Source organism: Candidatus Acidulodesulfobacterium acidiphilum (assembly GCA_008534395.1).
GTDB classification, from domain to species: Bacteria; SZUA-79; SZUA-79; order Acidulodesulfobacterales; family Acidulodesulfobacteraceae; genus Acidulodesulfobacterium_A; species Acidulodesulfobacterium_A acidiphilum.
The window spans coordinates 1-22285 of sequence record SHMQ01000021.1 but is presented as its reverse complement, the minus strand read 5'-3'; the positions used below and the strand labels follow the sequence as shown (position 1 = coordinate 22285).

Here is a 22285-nt window from a genome sequence, read left to right as displayed (position 1 = left end):
AGTTAAAATTTACAGATCTCCGCCTCTTTTCATTATTCCGCCCTTTTCGGCAATAAGATTTTTTGTGGAAGACAAAGATTCATACAGTAAATCAGGTACTTTTTTACCTGTTTTTACGTAAATATTTTTTAAAAAATCCCTGAAAATTTTTTCCATGGAAGACTGCGAAAATAAAGGACTGTCGGGACCAAGCCACCAGAACCAGTCTGAACCCTCTGCAGACATGAGATTTTTTAAAGCTTCTTCTAAATCCGTTTTATTAATATTTTTCTCTTGAATCGAGTCGAGCAAAACGTTTTTTGCGTCGTTAAGCATAGACCAAGCTTTATTTTTCTGTTCTTCGCCGACCCACATTCTTAAATTTCCGTTTACCCACGAACCCGGCACGATATAGTCGAGCTTCATACATGAGATGCTGTTTTCATTGCATAAGCCGGCGGCTTCGCTTAATAAAAGAGGCGTAATTTTAACAGACGAAGATATCAACGAATAAAGGTCGTTTAAAAAATAAAAACCGTTTTCGTAATAGTATTCCCAAGGATTTTCGCCGTCAAGTATAATAGAAACCGCGGCGTCTTTATCAAAGTCGTCTATAGCGTTTAGTTTATCGACAAGATCATTTGCCGCATCGTCTCCTCTCCATTTAGAATATGTAAAGCCTATTAGGTCGGAAAGTCCGGAATCCCTGAATAGTATCTTGACGCCTGTATCTTTCCATTTATAAACCCTATACAAAGGTATAATATTTTTCCCCTGAGAAAAAACTGGTTTATGAGCATCGATGCCAAGAGAGGAAGATAAGAGCTCTTCACCGCTTGCGCATATGTCTATGCCGTATTCGCTAAAAAGTTGAAGCGTTTCTTGCGAAACGGCTCCTTCCGAAGGCCACATTGCTTTTACGCTATTTTTTTTTGCGGTATATTTATAATATCCGCTTAAAGAATCCATATGTCTTTTTGCGCTTTCCAATCCGCCGTCGTATCTTTCAAATCCAACCGGTTCGTAATATATTCCTGTCATCTGAGCGGAAATTCCGCCGCAATGAATATCTAACAATAAAGGTATTATGGGGTGATAATGGGGCGATAAACTGATTTCGTATTCGCCTTTTTTTCTGGCTTTTAATTCCTCAAGTTTGTTTTTTTCTATCATATTAGGATATTCTGGAAACGTTTCCGGAGGCTCTCCGCCTTTTACCGCAGGAAATCCATATAAAGCAATACCGTATTTCATCCATTCTAAAAGTCTTTCAAGCAGTATTCTTCTGTCTCCTTCGGAATAACCGGAGCCTTTTCTTATTAAATAATTTATTACGGGATCATATCTTTTCATGCACTCGCCGCACCAAGACAGGTGAAACCATACGCACAAATCGAAATAAAAATCGTCGTTTAAGTACCTTTGACGGGAACCTGACAAAGCAAGGTCGTATAAAACCTTATAATCGTCAAATCTGCATACCATCTGTTCATAATTCGACCATATATAATGGTCGCACATCCATTTTCTTATATCTTCTCCGCCGTCGTCAACGCTTTTAAATAAAAGCGGTTTTAAAAATTTATCGGGTAAAATATCGAGCGCCTTCCTTGCGTTCTTTTCTGCGAGCGCTTTTTCTATGCGGTAGTTATAATCCTGCCACTGGTCTATTAATACCGGGGTAATATTTATATTGGCTTTCATGCCGGAATTGGAAAGTATGTTAAGCGGCATGTCGATGTAATCTTTTATAGCGTGCAGATAAACCCATGGCAACGCAAATTCCCCGCCGGAATTTCTGTATTCCGGCTGATGCATATGCCACAATAGTATGAGATTCATATTTCGCGTAAAATTAATTAATATTCGATTTGCGTCTCAGCATATATCCTTTCCGTATAAACTTAAGGCGTCAAGTTTAGGAAAGATATTATCTTTATCTGAAATATCGTTAAACCAGTCGTTATCCATACGTTCTTCGCCTACCGCCATTAAAATGCATCGTTTTGCCCTGACTAAATGGGCTTTGACTCTCCTTTCGGCATAACTGACCGCCTGTCCTGTAGTCAGCATAAAAGGCCAGTCGCTGGATTGCGCAAGTATCAGTTCCCTTGCGCCCTGATTTAAGACTTCGGGATATTTTACACGATTAATACCGTTTTTGCAAATATCTATAAGAACGGAAGCAATGTCGGACAAAAAAGGCTGTATTACATCGTTTTTTCCGTTCAGCCAAACCTCCGCATAACCGCCGCCTCCCCAAGACGAAGTTGCGGGCTGTGCGATAAAAATGCCGTTTTTTGCATTATTTCTGTTGATATTTTCGACTAATTCAAGATATGACTTTTCGTCGTCGTATTTTTTTAAAAGACCGTTAAGTTTGAAAATTGCTTCATCTGCTATGTCTATTGCTTTTGCCGATTTTACGAAACTGTTTTCGTTAATTCTTCTAAAAACGGCTTCAAGCCACCACGGGCCTTCAAACCACCAGTGTCCGAAAAGTTCTGCATCGTACATAGAAGTCACTACGGGTTCGTCTATATAATTTTTTAAATACTGAGTCTGCAGTTCCCTATGATAGACAAACTGGGCGCCGTGTTCGTATGCCTTGCGCTTAGCCGCAGAAGGCCTGTATGCTTCTTTATAATTACCCTGCCCCGTAATCGCGTAATACTTCAGTCCGGTGAAAGTTTTAAGGCTTCCGTGTCTCAAAGGAGTCAAATGCGGCAAATCTAAGTCAAAACCTATGTCTCTATAAAACTCCCTGTAAACGGGAGTTCCAGGATACCCTTCTTTAGACGACCAGACCTGCCTGGAACTTTCGGGGTCCCTGCCGAACATTACTACGTTAAAAGGGGTTATTATATGGGAAAAACATCCGTTAACCGGATTAGGTTTGGCAAAATCTATGCCGTGCCTGTCCAAAAAAGTATAATATAGTCCGTATTTATTAAGAATACCGTCAAAACCTTCCGTATAACCGCATTCCGGCAGCCATATACCATTGGGAGTAACGCCGAGTATATTTTTATGCGTTTCTATGCCGACTTCTATTTGAGCGGCTATAGCTTCTGGTTCGCCGACCATGGAAATTAAAAAAGCATGCGTAGCGGAAGAAGTTATAATATCTAAATGTCCGTTGCGAAAATGCTTCAGGAAGCCGTTTATAAGATATTTTCCTCCGTTATCTTTAATTTTTTCATACCAACCCCTGTATCTCTTCCTGTAAAACAGCGTTACCGGATGGAATTCGGGGTCGCCTTCCGTCCTGAAAGCCTCTTCGTCGAGAACTTTAAGCCTCACGGCTATATAATCTTTGAGCCGCTCCGAAAGCAGGTCGTCGTTCATCATGCTTAAAAGCGTAGGGGTTAACGACATAGTTAGATTAAAATCCACGCCGTCGTTTTCAAGGTTGTCGAAACATTCTAGTAAGGGCAGATATGTTTCCGTAACGGCTTCAAAATACCACTCTTCTTCTAAATATTTTGAGCTTTCCGGATGCCTGACGTAAGGAAGATGAAAATGCAATACGGGCAGCCACTTGCCTGTATTTTTTCTATTTGCATCAAACATAAAATTATCTCCTGTTTATTTTTATCGATTCAAACCAATAATCTCATATTTTCATTACATTTAAATATTTTTATTTGACGCCTTTTCCCGATCCGGTAAAACCTTCTCCCGAAGCAGAAAAACCGGCTCCTGAACTTGTAATATTAATATTAACCGGCAAATTTTTACCGCCGGGGATGCTTTCGGTAGCGCCTATAAATATTCTGTTTCTCATATCTTTAATTTTTCTTTCAAGTTTTAATTTGGGAAGTTTTTTATAAAGACATGACGGCGGCCATACAGGGCTTCTTGCTACAAAAATAAAATTTCCGTCATCCGTCACAAACCCGATCTCTGCCCATGTCTGCGAAAGCTCAAGGTCTTCGGGAAAAATAACGTATCTGCTGCCGTAATATCCGTCTAAAACTTCGTACCATAGCATATCGTCGTCTTTATAGACCCTTATCATAGGTTTATAGGTCGAAACTTCCGGTTTCTGCCTCAACCTCCATACTATCTGCCTGACGTTAGGTTTTTGGAAATATATCCTGACCAAACTTTCTCCGGAAATTTCAACAGGTTGTCCTTGCTCTAAAACAGGAATATTTTCCGAAGGGCTTAAACGGCTCCAGCTTAAAGAAATAAGCCCAATCTGCTCGCCTATGTTTTTTTCGTTTTCGACGTATTCTACTTCGCAAATTTCGGGAATTATATCGGCTAAACCGCTTTCAATTTCGACTGCATTTTTAGAAATCGGTTTTCTGGACATCCGGTTTTTTGAAAGTTCGGGAACCAATTTCTTAGTAGGCTGTTTTTTTAATTTTTCCTCTTTTTCGATAAATTTCGGCTCTTTTATTTTTTCTACGGATTGAACTTCACCTTTAACATCTATTTTTGATTTCTTTTTTATAGTTTTAGGCTTGACTTCGGCTTCTTTTTTAGTCATTGCACGTTTTTTCTTAGCAGACGAATGAGATTTCTTTTCGCTTATTACGTGTCTGGCTATTTCATTAAGTTTTTTAATATTGAAAGATTTAACGAAATCGGTTTTTACGGCTTTATGCGTCGTAAAACTGTAATTAAAAATTTCGAAATCGAATACGCACGGCGCGTATTCTTTAAGTATCGACTTACTGCTTAAGGTTATCGCGGAATAATCTATAATATCTATACCGTAATGATTTTTTAACCGTTCAAAAAAATCGCCGGCAAAATCTATAAATTCATCATGGTCGTTAAATTCCGGCAAAGTATTAAATTCGTCGTTATAAAACAGTATTCTGCCTTCAAAAACAGGTTTAAATATGCTGGATAATCGTCTTTGATTGAATTTTATACAGTCTTCGGCGGCTTTTTTTTCTAATTTTTCTATAATTTTAATTTTCTGCTTAGTATCGGGATTTTTATAATAAATAACTTTATCTTTTTTAGAAGTTGTCTTTGCTATAGCTTCAGGGTCGAATATAACGGTGAGAAATATATCTTCTTTCATATGCGCCTCTTAGGATTTTTATTTTTGGAATTCAATTCTGTCTCTGCTATTTATAAATAATAATATATAAATAATAATATCATATAAATTTCATTTTTCAACTTAGAAATACATTGTCTATAAGCCTGACCCCTTTGCATCTGATTGCGGCAAGAAGAATATCGCCATTCTCTGCATTTTGATATTTTCTATTAAGGGCTGGGTCCGTTATTTCGACGTAATCAACTTTAAATCCGTTTTTTATCAACTCTTTTACGGCAAATCCCGTTAATTTTTGCGGCGATTTCTCTCCTTGTTTAAATAAATCGGCTGTCGACGACAATATTTTATAAAAGGCGCTTGCCGCCTCTTTTCCCACAACGTCTAAATATGTATTTCTAGAACTCATTGCGATGCCGGATTCTTCCCTTACCGTTTCCACCGGAATAATTTTTATATTTAGAAAAAAATCTTCCGCCATTTTTTTTACTAAAACATACTGCTGATAATCTTTTAAGCCGAAAAAAGCAAAATCGGGTTCGATTATACAGAAAAGTTTCATGACTATCGTAAGCACGCCTTGAAAATGCGAAGGTCTGAAAAGCCCTTCTAATTTTTTTGAATATTCGGGATTGACAATAAAAGTATCGGTATTTTTAACTATATCGGATTCAGGATAAAAAAGAACGGAGACGTCTAATCCGGATAAGATTTTTTCATCGTTTTCGATATCTCTCGGATATTTATCGAAATCTTCGCCCCGACCAAACTGTAAGGGGTTTACAAATATAGAAACTATGGTTTCCCCGTAACGTTTAGCCGATTCTATGAGCTTTACGTGACCTGCGTGAAGTTTACCCATTGTCGGCACGAAAGAAATTTTTTTTTCGGACTTTTTCAAATTGCGGGAGAATTCTTTCATCTCGGCTATTTCGGTAATAATTTTCATAACTTCCTTTATTATACCTTTTTATTATACTTTATTATAATTGTATATTGCAATTATATATTCATTTAAAATTTAGATTTAGAAAATATTTATAAATTATTTTCTATTTTCATAAACTATATTGCCTCCTATCGCTACCATGGATATATCGTCCTGTTTCAAAGAAATTAACGAGTCGTAAAGATTTTCTTCATTTAGAACGATATTTTCGCCTAAGTTGAAGACAGTAAAATCTGCGTATGAACCGGTTTCAAGGGTTCCGGTAATGCCGTTTACGGCTAACGCCCTTGCTCCGCCGGCAGTTGCGGCGTCTATTAAATCTTTGGCAGGCACTTCGGGATGAATTTCCCTCGCGTATTTCAATTCGTCTAAAATATTAAGCGATTCGTTTGAATAAAGACCGTCCGTTCCGATTGAAACTGAAATTCCTTTTTCCAATATTTTTTTTAAAGGAAGTTTTTTGGAATTAAAAAACGCATTGCTTCTTGGGCAGTGAATAATATCGGCTCCGGATTTTTTGATTAAACCTATATCTTCGTCGTCGATTTCGTTAGCATGTATTATAGAAACGTCTGCGCTTAATATTTTCAAATAATCCAGATAAAATATCGGCGACCTGTAACGCTTCTGCGGCAAAGAATATTTTGAAAGCATAAGCGCAGGTAATAGGTTTTCCGCTATATCTCCGCCTTTTCCGCTTATAAAATCTTTTTCGGAAGCATGTTCGGAAGCATGTATTGCTATTTTAAGCTTTAATTTTTTATTTAATTTTAATATTTCTTCAAATAATTTTTCCGATACGGAATATATGGCATGAGGCGATATGCCTATAGATTCGAAAGCGTTTTGTTTAAACAGACATTCAAATTCTTTTATTTTTTGCGAAGCCGTTTCCGGATCCATGCCCCTTAGTTCGATTAATGCTTTAATCCGCGGAACTAAAGCGGTACGCGCTTTTATATCTTTTATATCGTAAAAAAATGCCGGGTCTATAATATCCGATATCGAAGTAACTCCGCTTTTAATGAAATCGGCAAAAGCTTTAACCCTTAATCTTATTTTTTCTTCCGCCGTAAAATTTTTGCGTTTTTCTATGAGGGATAAAACCCATTTTGAAAAGATGCGGGGAGTTAGAATATTCGGCTTAAAAGTAAGGTCGGTATGGGCATGGGCGTTAATAAATCCTGGTGCTATAAGAGTTTTATGTTTTTGATTATTTTTATAATTTTTTATGCTTCTTATGCCGATAATTCTGCCGGACGTTTCATCCGAGGTCAATTCTCCGTTTTTTAAAAAAACCGGATATGAGCGCAGCGGATGAGCCGAAATTAATATATAATCGGCATAATATTTTCTCATTGCGATATATTTCTTTGTTTTATTTTGCTATATCGACTGCGCGGTTCTTTTCGTCGACGTAAACCAAAACCGGCTTAAAATTTTTAAGCTCGTTTTCGTCGTAAATTCCGAACGTGGCGATAATTATCGTATCGCCTATCTGTACTAAACGCGAAGCGGCGCCGTTTACTATTATATCTCCGGAATTTCTGCCCGCTTTAATTGCATACGTTTCAAACCTGCCGCCGTTATTAATATTCCATACGTTAACCTTTTCATAAGGTAAAATTCCGGCTTTTTCCATAAGATCTTCGTCTATGGAAATAGAGCCTTCGTATTCGAGGTTCGCATCCGTTATTTTAACCCTGTGTATTTTAGATTTAAGTAAAATTTTTTGCATATTTATATTATAAGATATTTAAACGTTTTTTTCAATTTCAAAACATGCTTCGGTCTTACATATATTCATAATATCGTTTTCTATTTCTCTTTTAGCGGCAATCAATTGCGACTTTACCGATTCTTCTTTAGAAATCGATACTTGCCTTAAATCTTCCAAATCTTTAATTTTTTTATTTATTATGTCTAAATAATGTTTTTTCGATATATTACCGGCATTAATTTCGTTCATATAATTTTCAAACTCTTCATAAACGTAATTTCGCTTTACTATAAAAGAAAATTCTCCCGTTTTTATATAATTTTCCAATAAATAAGACAGTCTCAAGGAATTAATTGCCTCTTTAATGTCGTAGCCGTATAAATCTTTATATTTTAAGGTATTAGAAGTATAATTATCTTTTTCTACGTTTATTTTTTTATTTTTTATAATGCCCAAAACTGCGTCGAAATTTTTTTCAAAATTAATTAAAATAAAATTTTTTATTTTTTCCGTCAATTTTAATGTTTCGAAAAATCTTTCGGAATCTTTTATGCCTGATTTAAAAGTGCCGCAAATTAAGGGTTCGATAAATTTTATATTACCGTTCATTGCATGGCGAAAGTATTCATGGAAAGGCGTTATGAAATAATCGTAATCTTTTTCTATAACGGAAAAACGAGTAAAATTATGAGTAAAAAAATTTTCGAAAACCGGATAATAGATAATAAAAAAATCGTAATCGCTTTTGTCCGTTTCAAGATTATAGTTTCTAGAACCGTAAAAACAGACAAAAGCGATATTTAATTTTGAAGCTTCTTTTTTTATAATATTATTAAAAACCGGCGATTCCGCAAATGCGTCAAAACCGTCAAATCTCATCTATTTTATTTACCTTATAGGACTTGCAATATATTTTTTTAATATAATTTTCGCCCATTTAATATTCGGGTTATATTTTAACGCTTTCTGAAGACTGACTATGCCGAGCGAAGGAAATCCAAGCCTGTATAACGCCACTCCCATATGCGCCCATGCATGAGCAAAATGCGGCTTAACGAGAATTGCCTTTTGAAAATGTTGTACAGCATCATAATAGTATTTACCTTTCATAGCGCCTAAGCCTTTATCATACTGAAACTTGGCGCTGTGAACGTTAACCGCAGCCGTTTTAGCCGCAAAAGAGTTTTTTGAAAATGCTATCAAAAACAGCATTAAAATTAAACCTAAAACAAAACTTTTTTTCATTTTTACCTCCGATTTTTTTTGTTTTTGAACCTTATTAACCTTATTATGCAATATAAATATGTGTAAGTCAATTCAACTGTTCACGGTTTTTTAAATATAAATCATAGGATTTTCCCGCTTTTATAAGTTCTTCCGTCGTTAATTCCTGCGGTCTTTTATTTAAGTCTATGTTTGAATCAGAAAAAATCTTTTCTTTTACGTCCGGCGGAATACCGAAAAATGAAGCATATATAGAATTTTTTAATTTTTTTCTTCTAAGTTTAAATATTTGATGAACGAAATAGTTGAAAAATTGAGAGCTTGCCGCCCAATTATAATCTTCGTCGTCAAAATATCGTGGGAACAGCCTTAAAACAGTCGAATCTACTTTTGGAACGGGATTAAAATTTGCCTTGCCGACTTCAAAAAGCCTTGTTATGTCAAAATTTAAACCGGCAATGACGCTTAAAGCGCCTCTTCCCGAATCGTTTTCCTTTGAATAAAGCCTCTCGGCAAACTCTTTTTGAAACATAAGAGTTAAATCAGAAAAAGCGTCTTTTTCTTTTATAAATTTATCTATGACTGGGCCGGAAATCTCATATGGCAAATTGGAAATAACCCTGATTTTAGACGAAAGGTTTTTGCTTAAAGCCGCGTAATCGAACTTAAGAGCGTCTTCGTTTACGAAGCTGGGTGCCGGATTAATTTTATTAAATTTTCCTTTAGCCAGGTTATAATAAAAAGGGTCTATTTCAATTATAGTAAAAGTTTTAACCCTGCCTGCGATTAATTTCGTTAAAATGCCATCGCCTGGACCTATTTCGACAACGTCGTCGGATTCCAAAAAATTGCATGAATCGACAATATCTTTGGCAATTTCTTTATCCGTCAAAAAATTTTGACCGAAAACTACCTTATTTCTTTTTGGTTCTTTGCTCATAACCGCAGTTCACAACTCCCAGGACGGATCTGCATTAATATCTAAAAATTCGCTTCGCAGAGCCGAAGGATCTATCGCATTTTTAAAGAATCCGGCATAGCCTATCATAGCAGCATTATCCGTGGTATATTTAACGGATGGGAAAAATATTTTTAGACCGGACTCATATCCTCTTTCTTTAAACATGCTTCTTATTCTTGAATTTGCCGAAACTCCGCCGGAAACCAAGACATTTTTAATTTTAAAAGCCTTGCACGCCTCAAAAGTTTTTTTAAAAAGAATTTCAGAAACCGCTTCTCTTAAAGAAGCTAAAATATCGTAAACGACGTTTTCCCTGATATTTTTTGGACCGCCGTTCTCGTCTATCTTATTTATTACCGCAGTTTTAAGTCCGCTGAAACTCATATAAAGGTCTTTGCTATGTATCATAGGGAGGGGAAATTTAAACGCCTGTTTATCGCCTTTTTCAGCAAGTTCATCCACAATTCTTCCCCCCGGATAACCAAAACCAAGATAATTTGAAACCTTGTCGAAAAGTTCGCCGCAGGCATCATCCTTAGTTCTTCCTATAAGTCGTATATCGTTATGAGAATTGACTAAATAAAGATGGGTATGACCTCCTGAAATAACTAGAGCCGCAAAAGGAAATATTTCTTCGGTTTCTTGAATTTCTAAAAAAGGGCTGAAAATATGACCTTCAATGTGATTAACCGGCACTATAGGTATATTTAAAGCATAAGATATAGTTTTTGCGCACATCAGGCCTATTAGAAGCGAGCCTACAAGTCCCGGTCCCGCAGTTGCGGAGACGAAACCGACGTCTTCCATAGATATTTTAGCTTCCGACAAAGCAATTCTAAAAGCCGGAAGAAAAGCTTTTATATGGTTCCTCGACGCAAGTTCCGGAACTACGCCGCCGTATATTCCGTGAACGTAATCCTGAGAATAGATAATATTAGATAATATTTTTATTTTTATGCCGTCTTTTCCGGAATTTTCCTTTAAAAGAACTGCGCAGGAAAAATCGTCGCAGCTTGATTCAAATGCTAAATTAATCATCCGTCATATTATTTATTTTGAAAGTCCGTTTATAGCCTTTTGCGATAGTTCCGCCGCTTTAGTACCTGGATATTTTGCTATTACCTGTCTGAAAAGAATAGAAGCGTCGGACGGGTCGGAAACTTTCATAAAACCCATGCCCTGCAAATATATAGACATAGGAACGTCTGGACTTTTGGGATATAACCGCGAAAATTTATGAAATTCAAGTATGGAAACCGGATATTTTTTTAGTTTAAAATTGGCATATGCTTTATAATACATAGCATCGGCAGAATATTTAGACTGAGGATACTTAGTTAAAAAATTACGCAAAGAAGTTAAGGCAGAATTGTATTTCTTTTTTTTGAACTGCGACATAGCTTCGTTAAAGCCGGATTCCATAGAACTTTCTTTTTTAACCAATGCCGATTTAATACTTTGTTTTTTAACCGAGCTTACGGAAGAGGCAGCCTTGCCGGTTTTTACAAGTTTTAATAATTTAATAAGCTGTTTATTTACCATTAATCGGTATTCCCTAAATTTCTTATTTAAAACGTTCAGCTTATGGTGTTCTACTTCATATTTACCGTAAATGTTTCTAATCTTAGCGCTTAACGAAGAAATAGCCACTCCGTTATTTGCAGTGTTCAACTGCATTTGGCTGAGTTTTTTTTCTGCGTATTTTTGATTTTGAGATAATTCGGCCGTTTTTTTGTTCAGTTTTCTAACCTGGACTTTTAAGCGATGAAAGGAAGTCGGTTCCATAGGAGCGCATCCGGCAAGAATAGACATTACGAAAATCAATGAGATAGAGAAAAGGATAAAAACTTTCAATTTATTTTTATTTTTATTTTTAACTTTTAAATGTTCAACATCTCCATATTTATATTTATTCATAATTTTTCTCCCGTTTGCGTTTATTTAATTTAATCACAAAAAAGGTTTTTTTTCAATAAGACGATTTCATGGTCCACTGCGCATCGTAGTAATTGTTCATTTCCGGAAACAACTTAGGCGTCAGCCTCATCATTCCGCTTTCATTTACGTCTATCATATAAAGTTCCTGCCTTCCGGCAATTTCCGTATCGAAGGTAATAATCCTGGAGTCCCTCGTCCATGCGGCATGCTGTGCGCTGTAAGGGGTATCGGTAACCTGCCTTTCGTCGGAACCGTCGGCATTCATAATGCATATTTCGAGAGCGCCGTTAACAAAAGAAGCGAACGCTATTTTTTTCCCGTCGGGCGACCATGCGGGACTCGTATTGTAGCTTCCCTCATCGTAGGTCAATCTGCGGACGCCGCTGCCGTTTGCTTTCATTACGTAAATTTGCGGGCTTCCTCCTCTGTCCGATACGAAAGCGATTCTGTTGCCGTGCGGAGAAAAGGTCGGAGATGTATTTATGCCGTCGGTATAAGTCAACTGCTTTAAGTCTCCGCCGTTAACGTTTATCGTATATATTTCGGTATTAATATGGTCGGGAGTTAGGGAAACGGCTAATTTATTTCCCTCAGGAGACCATGCGATATAGTCCGCCGGACCAGGTAGATTTAATTTTATCGTTACTCCTGTTTTCATATTCTTTATAAAAACTGCTGGGTCTCCGTCTTTAAAAGAAATATACGCAACTTTGTTGCCGTGAGGGGAAGGATACGGGAATATATTTATGGAGTCGTTATTTGTAATCTTTGTAACTCTGTGACCTCCAAAATCCATAACGAAAATATTTTTAGAACCGTCGTTTTCTCCTACGAAAAACACCCTTGTCGTAAACGGTCCTTTAATTCCCGTTAAAAATTTAAGCACGCCGTCGGCAAATTTGTTTGCAAGAAATCTGTACTGGTCGTCCATTCCTTCAAGCTTTTCCGAAAAAAGCAGTTTTTTGGTAAATATGCTTATAAGGTTGATTTTCATCTTGATAATTCCGTTCGACGTCGCATACTCCCCCGTAATAAGATACTGGGCATTAAGAACGTTCCAGTTTGAATAGTGTATACGCTCAGGACTGATTGGAGCATACTGAGGATTTTCAAGATATGAAAGCGGGTTTACTATATGAAAATAACCGATTACCGAAAGATCGTGCCTTATAACGCGTGCCGCGTTTTTTTCTATTTTTTTATGCTGACCGTATGCGGAAATATTTTTGAAATCGGGAACGGCGACCCTTATTTTTTCTATCCTTGCGGCATTGATGTTTATATAGACTTTTGCATACGAACTAACAGTAAATAATGTAAAAGCGCCTAAAAAAAATAAAACGAACAAGAGTAAAAAAATTATTGTTTTTTTCATTCGGTTATCCTTTAAAAAAAGTCAAATTAAAATTAAAATTATATAAAGTTAAAATATACAGAAATATAGCATAAATATCAAGCGCTAATTATCACGGCCTATTATCTGTCTTTTAGTATCTGCCTTGGGTTAAAATTCATAAGGACTCCTTCGCCGTCGTTTTCCCTGTTTTCAAATCTCATAAAACCGGCAGGAGGAGGCGGAAGCGGACTGGACAATTTTACCGCCGCTACAGACTGCGAATCGTAATAGCCGCTGCCGGAAGATTTAACTAATCTGACCGCGTAAATGCGTCCCGATTTCGATATCTGAAAAGCCACTATGGATTTATAATTTAGATAATGATTAAGGGATATGTTGAAATTAGGAATTATAGCAGAAATAATTTTATTTACATAACCCTGAAATCTATGGACGTTTCCCTTTATAAGCGACTGATTAAGTTTTCCGTATGCGTTATTGAGGCTTACCCTGTTTTGCAGATTAGCGTAAACGCTGGAAGACAAAACCGGAACATAAGTATGCGGCTGAACGTATCTTCTGGGCGCAACGTGTTTTTGCACGGTCTTCTTAGGATAAACCATAGATGAAGGCGTTTTAACGAGAGGAATAGAAACGGGCTTTACCGCTTTTATTTTTACGGGAGAAGGTCTGCTTGGAGCATGTTCGGTTAATTTCGGTTTAGGAGGATAAATTATAGATTTTACCGAAGCAAGATGCCCAGGAACCCTGCTCACTACGCTTATTACTACTTTTGAACCTATAGATTGAATTTGCGGCCTATATTTTATAGAAAGATATAATATCAGCCCTATTAATAATAAGTGAAAAATTGCCGAATAAAAAATATATAAGCCTATACCTTTATTATTTTCATTAAACATAATACTTCTTATCTGCCTGCCGATCCAGTTAATTTGGGATTGGCCGTTACCATTCCGATTTTAGTAATTCCCGCTTCTTTTATCGCCGCCATAACTTTTATAACGTATCCGTAAGGCAGAGAAGAGCTTGCCTTAAGAAATATCTGCTTGTCGGTCCTGTGCCTGTAAATCGCCGAAAGTTTCTGCGTTAAAACAGGCAGATTAACCCTGAATTTATTGATATAAACGGCTCTATTAGATGTTACCGCCACTACTATAGTTTTTTCCGGAGCTTTTAAAGCGTGAGCCGAAGCAGTCGGCAAATGAACTTTTATACCGTGTACCAAAATAGGAGCAGTAACCATAAAAATCACCAGCAACACAAGCATTACGTCTACGAAAGGGGTTATATTTATTTCCGACATAAGCCTGTAATTAGACATCCCGTTTTTTTTATCGTCTTTATCGTCAAAAGGAGTAAACATAAATAGTTCCCTATAAAATCTGCCTTTCGATAATAGTCATAAATTCATAAGCAAAATCTACCATTTCGTTTACTATAACCCTTACTTTATTGGAATAATAATTATAAGCTATAACGGCCGGTATAGCGGCAAAAAGTCCTGCGGCCGTAGCTATCAGAGAGTCGGCTATTCCAGGCGCTACTACTGCAAGACCTGCCGTTCCGGCTCTTTGGATACTTTCAAAAGACGTCATTATGCCCCATACGGTCCCAAAAAGTCCTATAAAAGGAGCGGTAGAGCCCACCGTAGCAAGGAAAGGCAGGGAAACTTCAAGTTTTGCTATAGATGAAAGTTGAGATTTTTTTAATGCCCTTTCCACATAAGCTAAATTTTCTTCATTTCTTTCCTTATCGCTTTTCTGCTGATCGTCCGCCGTTTTTTTCTTAATATTCAGCAATTCTTTATATGTTATATTAAACATAAAAGCTATAGGACTGTAATCCAAATTTCTTGCGGCGGTATAAACATAATCGAGTCTTTTGGATTCCCAAAAAAGATCTAGAAATTCTTTATCCTCTTTTCTTGCTTTTCCAAGATAACGCAGTTTGTAAAATATAATTGCCCAGGATATTAACGAAAAAATAAAAAGTAACAGCAAAACTAATTTTACTACTATATTCGTCGTAAGAATATGCGATAATATACTCATAGTACCCGCGCTTCCGGCAACGACGCCTAAGGCGTTTCCGCCCGTAATTTTATCTATCATTATAAACCTGAGTTCCTCCGATTTTATTTTTTTTAGCGTTTCTTGGTTTATCTTTAGTTTATTTATTTGGATTTTATATATTTTTAAATTATAAATCTTTTTTTTAAAAAAATCTATTGACAAAAAAATAATTACAATATATTGTATAGAAATAAAAAATATTATCTATATATTGAGGAGCGATTATGAAAAAACAAAATTCGGATATTTTAAGCAACGACCCGCTTACGGAAAAATTTTCGGAAAATGCGGTTACCGTCCTGAAAAAAAGATATCTGGCTAAAGACGAGAAGGGCGAAATTATCGAAACCGTAACAGGACTTTTTAAGAGAGTCGCCGAAAACATATCGTCGGCAGACTTAAATTACGGCAAATCCGAACAAGATGCTAAAACTACGGCAAATATTTTTTTTGAAGAAATGTCTTCCCTTCGATTTCTTCCCAATTCGCCTACATTAATGAATGCGGGAAGGCCTCTGCAGCAGCTTTCGGCTTGCTTCGTACTGCCAATCGAAGACTCTATGGAGTCGATATTCGAAACTATAAAAAATACGGCGCTTATACATCAGAGCGGCGGCGGAACCGGTTTTTCTTTTTCGTCTTTAAGGCCTAAAAACGATACCGTGCATTCTACTAAAGGGGTTTCAAGCGGTCCGGTTTCGTTTATGCAGGTATTTAACAGCGCAACCGAAGCTATTAAGCAGGGAGGAACGAGGCGGGGCGCCAATATGGGCATTTTAAGGATAGACCATCCCGATATAATAGATTTTATTACCTCGAAAAAAGATACGTCAAAATTAAACAATTTTAATATTTCAGTAGCAATAACGGAAGATTTTATGAATCATGCTTTAAAAAATGAAGACTATCCGTTAAAAAACCCAAGGAATAACGAAATTACTAAATATTTAAACGCGAAAGAGGTTTTTGATTTAATCGTCGAAACGGCATGGTCGAGCGGCGAACCTGGGATCGTGTTTATCGACAGGATTAACAAACTAAATCCGGTACCGAATGCCGGAAAAATAGAAGCGACAAATCCTTGCGGGGAACAACCTTTAGTCGCTTACGAATCGTGCAACTTAGGGTCTATTAACATCGGAAAATTCGTTAAGGAAAACAAAATTAAACAAGACGCGGCTAATCTTGCGGAATATCTGAAAAAACTTGAAAGCAATCCGGACGATATCATTGACGGTTACCTCAGCTACATAGACTTCGATAAACTTAAACAAACCGTTCATACAGCCGTTCATTTTCTAGATAACGTAATAGAAAAAAACCGTTATCCTTTAGAAAAAATTAAAGAAATGACGCTTTCCAACAGAAAAATAGGGCTTGGAATAATGGGATATGCCGATACTCTTATAAAATTGGGCGTACCGTACGACAGCGAACTTGCGCTTAAAATAGCCGAAAATATCATGGGCTTCATTGATAAGGAGTCTAAAGTAAAATCAGAAGAGCTTGGAACCGAACGCGGCAGTTTTCCGAATTTTAAAGGCTCTTTATGGGAAGAAAAAGGATATAAAGCTATGAGAAACGGCACTACCACGACAATAGCGCCTACAGGCACTATAAGTATGATAGGCGGCGCTTCGAGCGGCATAGAACCGCTTTTCGCATTGGCTTACGAAAGGCGCGTACTGGATAAACAAAGATTAATAGAAACGGATAAAAATCTTAAAACGGTTTTGGAATCAATGGGCGCGTATTCCGATAAATTAATAGATTATATAGCGAAAAACGGCAGTCTCGGAAAAACTTACAAAAAAGATATTGCGGATTTATTAACTGAAAAAGAATACGAATATTTAAGCAGAATATTTATAACGTCGCATGATATTACGCCGAAATGGCACGTTATGACTCAGGCGGCTTTTCAAAAATTTACCGATAATGCGGTGAGTAAAACGGTCAACTTTCCTAACTACGCTAAAAAAGAAGATATAGAAGAGGTTTACACCCTTGCCTTTAATCTTAATTTAAAAGGCATAACCGTATATAGGGACGGTTCGAGAGAGCAGGTATTGACCGCTGGTTCTTCCGGAAGTTCTCACGAAAAAGAAACAAAAGAAACATCGGACCAAAAAAGCGGCGGGCAGATAGAACCAAGAAAACGTCCAGATATAATAAGGGGCGTAACAGTTAAAACCGTCACGGGATGCGGACCCATGTACGTTACAATCAACTACGACGAAAACGGTAATCCTTTCGAAATATTTAACTCCATCGGCAAATCAGGCGGCTGCGCTCAGTCGCAAACCGAATCCACTGGAAGAATGGTAAGCCTTGCGTTAAGGTCGGGAATAGGCGCGGAAGAAATAATAAACCAGCTAAAAGGCATAAGATGTAACATTCCATACGGTTTCGGCGGCAATATTATATATTCCTGCGCAGATGCGATAGGAAAAGCTTTAGAAAAAAGCCTTAAAGAAAAAATAACTTCTTGTGAAAATCTATCATCCGACGCAAAAAAACCGTTAATAGAATCATCTGCAAACCCCGTCGGCACACATTCTAAAAACCATACCGTTCAAGGAAGGGGCGCATGTCCTTCCTGCGGCGGCTCAAATCTTAAGCATGCCGAAGGATGTACGGTATGTTTAGACTGCGGCTATTCCGATTGCGGCTGATGTAATAATTATAATTATATAGCATAATTAATATAATCCGACGGCCGTTTAGAGAAACGGTCGGGTAAAACAATCCGAATGAAAATTCCCCGCATATTTATTAAATACTATATGCGGGGAATTTTCATTTTCTATTTCTGCATAAAAAAATAAACCGTTAAGTTATTTATAATTTATTAAATTAATAAATTTAATTTGTGACTTTAGTCAATGTTATAAATTAGTTTTATGATAAAATAATATACATAATAAAAAAACCAAAAGATGCTAAAAGATGCGGAATATTCAAATATATATAAGCAATAATTAAACTAAACAAGGAGAAACTATGAATACGTATACCGAAAAAGATGCTGAACTTAATCCTCTTGACGCTTTAAGAGAAGAGCATACCGAAATAAGAACCGCTTTAAGTAAATTTGAAAATTTTTTAAAAAAAATACCTAACGGCGTTACAGATTCGGAACTTAATGAAATATCCGAGTATTTAGATAAAGACGTCGAATTGCACTTTAAAAGAGAGGAAGATGCTTTATTTCCTATTTTGGGCAATTATATAGGCATTGAAACTGGTCCTATAAACGTTATGCTTATAGAACATAATAGCTGCAGAGAGTTAACCGGCGATTTAAATAAAAAAATGGGAAGTAAAGATTATAAGTCCATAGCGTCTGCAGGGAAAGCATTGATAGAGCTTTTATCCGAACATGAAGACAAAGAAGACGGTATATTGTTTCAGATTGCCGAAATGCAGCTCGGTCAGAACGAAAAACAGGATATTATGAAAAAAATGATTACGATTAATTAATACCTTAACGTTATAATTAATACAGAAAATTAAATTTAATTTTTTTAAAAAATAAGGAGAATATAATATTATGAAAGACGTAACGGACTTAAAAAAAATAACGCTCGACGTAAGGGAAGACATTAAAAGCGGAAACGATCCGTTTAAAAAAATAATGGAAGCGGTTAATAATTTAAATGAAGCAGAAGCTCTTGTTTTAATTAACAGTTTCGAACCTTTTCCGCTTTATTCGGTTTTAAAAAACAAGGGCTTTGAACATATAACCAATAATATGCCTGAAGGATTCGAAATAATTTTTTTTAGAAGCGGCGGCGACATAAAACCGATAAAAGTTTTCGAAGGGGCAGACGAAAATCAATTCGACGACGAGGATTTAAAAAACCTTGCGCACAAGCAGAATATTATTGAACTTGACGTTAGAGGGCTTGAGCCGCCTCAGCCTCTTTTAAAAATATTTGCGGCTCTGGAAAACTTAAAGAACGACGAAACGATACATATAATACACGAAAGAAAACCTGTGCATCTATATCCAAGATTAAAAGACGCCGGATATAAATTCTTGACGGAAGAAACTGCGGACGACCTTTATAAGATAAAAATTTGGAAATAAGAAATAAGAGGAAAAGATAAAAATAGAACAGGTACAAAGATAACTGGCAGTAACTCAATAACGGCGACAGAGATAAACTTAATAATATAAAGAATAAATCAAGGCGATAACGGCGTCAAAATTCAAATTTGATGCCGTTATCGCCTTTTAAATTACTGTTTTTCTTACCAGCCCATAGAAAATATATGCAGCATAAGCAGTATAGATGCCGCAAAAAGAACTGCAGCGGAAAGCTGTACCAAATAAAATATCCAAAGAATAGAGCCTGCCAGAAACATTGCAAATATTACGTATTCAAAATATTTAGTTTTCAAATCCGAAAACAGTTTACCGTACGCTCCTTTTTTTGCCTTTTCAAAAGATTTAAGGCTTATAAGAAACGGAAATATTTTATGCAGGAAACCTATAATTACCATTCCGGCAAAGCTGAACAGTCCTAAAAAAGCGAATATATAATAAAGATAATAATCGCCGTTTATGCCGATTAATACGAATAATTTTTCCTGCGGAACGATATTTATAATCAGACCGGCAAATACCGCCGCAACTAAAAATATAATGCCGGCGTATAGATAAAACGTCGTAATATCGAACTTTTTTTTAAGCCTTTTTAACATAAGGCTAAAAAATATATAGCAGTACACAAGGATACCCGCACCTAAAAGCCATCCTCCGGCTTCATTTAAATAAATATGAACGGCGGACACGTTTCCAAAAAACGAAGATGCGAGCATTGCGATAATTCCTGCGTTAATAACGGTTAAATCCGTTTTCCAGTATAAATTATCCGGCGCTTTAGTCATATAAAACATCGGCAGCAGCCTGTATGAAACGGCTATAAAAAGCATTATGACAAAACCTATGAACATAAGATAAATATGGTCTTGCAATATATCGTAAATGTTCAGCCCTATTTTAAAATAAAAAGTTAAAGCCAAATACAGTCCTACGGACAATCCTATAAGCAGATAAGAATACGAAAATGCTATTCCCAAAGAAGAATAATCCCATTTTTTTACCTTCTTTATACTTATCAAAATGTTTATATTATATGTTAAAACCGATATAAAAAGGAGGATGCCGCCCGCGGCTATCATAGCGCTCCAGAGATAATGCATTCCAATAACGAAAAGCAATAAAGAAATTACGTATCCGTAATAAACCGGAATAAAAAGCTTTTCGTAAGCAATTTTCACGCCGAGCGCCACAGGCAAAAGCATATAAGAAGCACCCATAATTACCATGAGCAAAAAACCAAGCGTAAATATGTGCGTAAGGGCTATTATTTTATTATTCATAAAAAAATATCCGTTAAAACTCTTATAATCAAAAAACATTACTATGAAAAAAACCGGCAAAAAAATAAGCGCGGTTTTTATATGTTTTAATGCTATTTCTATAGAACTATCCGTTGTATTCATATATTTTATTTACCGTCCTTTTTTTATGCTTTTGTTATATTTTGTTTTATACCGGCAATTTTTTGCATACCGCGTTATTAAAAAAATTAATGCGTTTTAAGTCTTTTTAGGGCATCGGTCTTAATCATCGAAGGATTCCATTCCGGCTCCCAAACGAAATTTACTTTTACGCCGTTAACGCCTGGAATGCTTTTAACTGCCTCCTCTACCTCATATTTTATAACGTCGCTTATAGGACAGCCCTTTGCCGTTAAAGTCATATCTAAACAGACGCCGCCTGTTTGATTTAAATTGATTTTATATACCAGCCCAAGATCGACTATATTTACTTCAAGCTCAGGGTCTATAATGCCTTTTAATTTTTCCAATACGTCCTTTTCATTAAATTCCGCCATGATAAACTCCTATATTAAAATTTTAAATCTATTCGATTTTATTTTTTACTTCCTTTTAATATAAAGTTTATCAAATTCAAAAAAAGTTTAAATTGATTTAAGTCACAATTCTATAATAATAATTCAGAATTCATAAATTTTATCGATATTATTTTAAGAATATGAATTTAAAATAAAGTTAAACTTAGTTTATCTTCTTTTAAACTATTTTATATAATTAATTTGTGTTTATAAAATTTATGCTATTTTTTGATTTTTGCAGAAGATATAACACCTCTTCGTCCGTCGTCTGGCTGAAATCTTCGTAAAATTCCCCAACCGCGTAAAACTCTTCCTGAGCGCTTAAAACTACTACTTTATCGACGACTTTCCTTAATTCTCTCATAGTATCGGCGGCTATAACCGGCACAGCTACGATTATTTTCGCAGGTTTTTCATCCTTAACTGCTTCTATTACCGCCATGGCAGACGCTCCGGTAGCAATGCCGTCATCCACTATTATAGCCGTTTTGCCGCTTACATCAATCTTTTCGGCTCCCTGCCTGTATATTTTTTCCCTTTCCCTTATTTCTTTAAGTTTAATCTTCTCCATGCGCCCTAAGTATCCCGCAGGGATATTAATGCGCGATATAAGAGATTCGTTAAGATAAACTTTCGGCGATTTTCCGTCTACTACCGCCCCTATGGCCAACTCTTCCTGATTAGGCGCACCTATTTTTCTTACCAACGCCACGTCTAACGGTGATTTTAATATTGCCGCTATTTCATAAGCAACTGGAATTCCGCCTCTTAACAAACCAATAACCACGGTATTTCCGCCGCCGAATTTCTCCGCCGACAACTTTTCTCCAAGCAGTTTCCCCGCTTCTATCCTGTTTTTAAATATCATATAATTTCTCCGGATAATCTTTTTACCCGCCTCATCATTATAATACTCTTTATATTTTCATAATATCTATTTATAAGTATATCATTAATAAAAATATTGTTAAAAAAATTGACTAAAAAAATAAAAATAGTATATAATTGATAGGCATTAATATTTTGCCGCATTTTCAATAAATATTTTCGGGCTGTTAGCTCAATCGGTAGAGCAACTGACTCTTAATCAGTAGGTCGTCGGTTCGATCCCGACACAGCCCACCAGTAA

Annotated in this window: 21 protein-coding genes and 1 tRNA gene; 4 read left to right on the top strand and 18 right to left on the bottom strand. The window is 36.3% G+C overall.

The genetic code is table 11. From position 1 onward, the window contains the following. Window positions 1-9 precede the first annotated feature (9 nt). The 15 genes from EVJ48_07400 to tolQ all read right to left on the bottom strand — a co-directional run bounded on the left by EVJ48_07400 (window position 10) and on the right by tolQ (window position 15205). Window positions 10-1821 carry a hypothetical protein gene (locus tag EVJ48_07400; GenBank protein ID RZV38258.1) on the bottom strand — a complete coding sequence of 604 codons (1812 nt, stop codon included), beginning with the start codon at window positions 1819-1821 and terminating at the stop codon, window positions 10-12. 36 nt (window positions 1822-1857) lie between these two features. After that, window positions 1858-3552: a DUF1957 domain-containing protein gene (locus tag EVJ48_07395; protein RZV38257.1), complete on the bottom strand. Its 1695-nt coding sequence runs from the start codon at window positions 3550-3552 to the stop codon at window positions 1858-1860. A 70-nt stretch (window positions 3553-3622) separates the two neighbouring features. Further along, window positions 3623-5023 carry a hypothetical protein gene (locus tag EVJ48_07390; GenBank protein ID RZV38256.1) on the bottom strand — a complete coding sequence of 467 codons (1401 nt, stop codon included), beginning with the start codon at window positions 5021-5023 and terminating at the stop codon, window positions 3623-3625. A 97-nt stretch (window positions 5024-5120) separates the two neighbouring features. After that, the gene (locus tag EVJ48_07385) at window positions 5121-5951 is read right to left on the bottom strand and encodes a pantoate--beta-alanine ligase (protein RZV38255.1); all 831 of its coding nucleotides are present in this window, start codon (window positions 5949-5951) and stop codon (window positions 5121-5123) included. 96 nt (window positions 5952-6047) lie between these two features. Then, window positions 6048-7310, bottom strand: a complete 1263-nt coding sequence (locus EVJ48_07380; protein ID RZV38254.1) for a hypothetical protein — start codon at window positions 7308-7310, stop codon at window positions 6048-6050. A 19-nt stretch (window positions 7311-7329) separates the two neighbouring features. Beyond that, window positions 7330-7689, bottom strand: coding sequence for an aspartate 1-decarboxylase (locus EVJ48_07375; protein RZV38253.1), 360 nt, complete (start codon window positions 7687-7689; stop codon window positions 7330-7332). 18 nt (window positions 7690-7707) lie between these two features. Further along, window positions 7708-8550, bottom strand: coding sequence for a hypothetical protein (locus tag EVJ48_07370; GenBank protein ID RZV38252.1), 843 nt, complete (start codon window positions 8548-8550; stop codon window positions 7708-7710). 9 nt (window positions 8551-8559) lie between these two features. Further along, window positions 8560-8916, bottom strand: coding sequence for a hypothetical protein (locus EVJ48_07365; protein ID RZV38251.1), 357 nt, complete (start codon window positions 8914-8916; stop codon window positions 8560-8562). Window positions 8917-8983: 67 nt separating this feature from the next. Continuing rightward, a complete protein-coding gene (gene rsmA, locus EVJ48_07360) occupies window positions 8984-9835 on the bottom strand; it encodes a ribosomal RNA small subunit methyltransferase A (protein RZV38250.1) in 852 nt (283 codons plus the stop codon). 9 nt (window positions 9836-9844) lie between these two features. After that, complete coding sequence (tsaD, locus tag EVJ48_07355; GenBank protein RZV38249.1) at window positions 9845-10894, bottom strand: tRNA (adenosine(37)-N6)-threonylcarbamoyltransferase complex transferase subunit TsaD; 1050 nt, start codon at window positions 10892-10894, stop codon at window positions 9845-9847. Between the two features lie 12 nt (window positions 10895-10906). Continuing rightward, complete coding sequence (gene bamD / locus EVJ48_07350; protein RZV38248.1) at window positions 10907-11773, bottom strand: outer membrane protein assembly factor BamD; 867 nt, start codon at window positions 11771-11773, stop codon at window positions 10907-10909. A gap of 52 nt (window positions 11774-11825) precedes the next feature. After that, window positions 11826-13169 (bottom strand): hypothetical protein, encoded by a 1344-nt coding sequence (locus EVJ48_07345; protein ID RZV38247.1) that lies wholly within the window; start codon window positions 13167-13169, stop codon window positions 11826-11828. Between the two features lie 101 nt (window positions 13170-13270). Beyond that, window positions 13271-14053: a TonB family protein gene (locus EVJ48_07340; GenBank protein RZV38246.1), complete on the bottom strand. Its 783-nt coding sequence runs from the start codon at window positions 14051-14053 to the stop codon at window positions 13271-13273. A gap of 8 nt (window positions 14054-14061) precedes the next feature. Further along, window positions 14062-14457: an ExbD/TolR family protein gene (locus EVJ48_07335; GenBank protein ID RZV38267.1), complete on the bottom strand. Its 396-nt coding sequence runs from the start codon at window positions 14455-14457 to the stop codon at window positions 14062-14064. 70 nt (window positions 14458-14527) lie between these two features. Continuing rightward, complete coding sequence (tolQ, locus tag EVJ48_07330; protein ID RZV38266.1) at window positions 14528-15205, bottom strand: protein TolQ; 678 nt, start codon at window positions 15203-15205, stop codon at window positions 14528-14530. 245 nt (window positions 15206-15450) lie between these two features. Between tolQ and EVJ48_07325 the strand changes: the two genes are divergently transcribed. The 3 genes from EVJ48_07325 to EVJ48_07315 all read left to right on the top strand — a co-directional run bounded on the left by EVJ48_07325 (window position 15451) and on the right by EVJ48_07315 (window position 19319). Continuing rightward, window positions 15451-17901, top strand: a complete 2451-nt coding sequence (locus tag EVJ48_07325; protein RZV38245.1) for a vitamin B12-dependent ribonucleotide reductase — start codon at window positions 15451-15453, stop codon at window positions 17899-17901. A gap of 328 nt (window positions 17902-18229) precedes the next feature. Continuing rightward, a complete protein-coding gene (locus EVJ48_07320) occupies window positions 18230-18709 on the top strand; it encodes a hemerythrin domain-containing protein (GenBank protein ID RZV38244.1) in 480 nt (159 codons plus the stop codon). A 70-nt stretch (window positions 18710-18779) separates the two neighbouring features. Then, entirely contained in the window at window positions 18780-19319 is a 540-nt protein-coding gene (locus EVJ48_07315) for a DUF2249 domain-containing protein (GenBank protein RZV38243.1), read from the top strand. Between the two features lie 164 nt (window positions 19320-19483). On the opposite strand, the gene EVJ48_07310 is transcribed toward EVJ48_07315, so the two are convergent. The 3 genes from EVJ48_07310 to EVJ48_07300 all read right to left on the bottom strand — a co-directional run bounded on the left by EVJ48_07310 (window position 19484) and on the right by EVJ48_07300 (window position 22024). Beyond that, complete coding sequence (locus tag EVJ48_07310) at window positions 19484-20740, bottom strand: hypothetical protein (protein RZV38242.1); 1257 nt, start codon at window positions 20738-20740, stop codon at window positions 19484-19486. A gap of 86 nt (window positions 20741-20826) precedes the next feature. Continuing rightward, on the bottom strand, window positions 20827-21135 hold the full coding sequence (locus EVJ48_07305; protein ID RZV38241.1) for a metal-sulfur cluster assembly factor: 309 nt from the start codon (window positions 21133-21135) through the stop codon (window positions 20827-20829). Window positions 21136-21352: 217 nt separating this feature from the next. After that, a complete protein-coding gene (locus tag EVJ48_07300) occupies window positions 21353-22024 on the bottom strand; it encodes a phosphoribosyltransferase (GenBank protein ID RZV38240.1) in 672 nt (223 codons plus the stop codon). Between the two features lie 181 nt (window positions 22025-22205). On the opposite strand from EVJ48_07300, the gene EVJ48_07295 reads away from it, so the two are divergent. Beyond that, window positions 22206-22281, top strand: a tRNA-Lys gene (locus EVJ48_07295). Window positions 22282-22285 lie beyond the last annotated feature (4 nt).